Origin of the sequence: Halovenus aranensis, assembly GCF_900100385.1 — an archaeon.
GTDB classification, from domain to species: domain Archaea; phylum Halobacteriota; class Halobacteria; order Halobacteriales; family Haloarculaceae; genus Halovenus; species Halovenus aranensis.
In genome coordinates, this window is record NZ_FNFC01000056.1 from 1 (window position 1) to 1,102 (window position 1,102).

The 1,102-nt window shown below is 57.4% G+C and carries 1 rRNA gene; it reads right to left on the bottom strand.

From position 1 onward, the window contains the following. Positions 1 to 1,102: ribosomal RNA gene (locus BLR34_RS16565) — 23S ribosomal RNA — on the bottom strand; the annotation flags it as partial.

Consider the following 1,102-nt stretch of genomic DNA (forward strand, 5'->3'; position numbering starts at 1 on the left):
GCCAGGTCTCGGTGGTGGATTTGAGCCCCGATCATTTTGGGCGCCCCGAACCTCGGCCGGTAAGCTGTTACGCTTTTCTTGGAGGGTAGCTGCTTCTAAGCTCACCTCCCGGCTGTCTAGGGCTCGGGACCACCTTCGATCGCACTTAATCCACACTTTGGGACCTTAACCCGGCGCTGGGTTGTCTCCCTTATGGTACACAGGCTTACCCCGCGCACCGGACTCCCCGCGTTGACGGCGTCTGTGAGTTCGGAGTTTGACAACCGCGCCGACCTCTCTCGAGGGCGGACACAGTAATCAGTCACTCTACCTCACAGACTACCTCGGCGGAGGTCATGCTTCGACATGTTTTGGTCGGAACCAGCTGTTGCCGGACTCGATGGGCCTTTCACCCCTACACGCAGGTCACGGGAGGGTATTGTAAGACACCAGCCCTAACAGACTTCCACATGACTTTCGCCATGCTTCATCTTGCCCACGCGTAGATCGTCCGGATTCGGGTCGTGCTCGTCTGACTCCCCGCGCTTGAACACGGCGGCCCTCGCGCAAAGCGCTGCGGCCATGTCGGTTTCCCTACGCCTCCCCCGGTAGACGGGTTAGACTCGTCAGACAGGCACACTCCCTGGTCCGTTTTTCAAAACGTACGACGGAACACCGGCTTCCTGTGAGTCCTACTGCGGGTTCGCACCCGTCTCGTTTGTCACAGGACCTTTCGTGCCCCGTCGCTCCATCGCCACCTGATTTCAGGCCCTATTTCACCTCCCGTTGGAGGATACTTTTCAGCGTTCGCTCACGCTACTTGTTCACTATCGGTCTCGGAGAGTGTTTAGCTTTAGCAGTCGATGCCTGCTAGATTCGCGAAGGATTTCCAACCTCCACTACTCTGGAACTGACGCACACCGTATTGGACACCGATACGGGGCTTTCACCCTGTTTCGCGCTCCATTCCAGGAGACTTCTCGATGACGGTCTGGTGCTGCATGTCAGCCCATACACCACATAGCCCGAAGGCTTCGGTTTGAGCTGTATCGCGTTCACCCGCGGTTACTAACGACATCGCATTGCGCTTTCTCTTCCTGCCCCTACTAAGATGTTTCAGTTC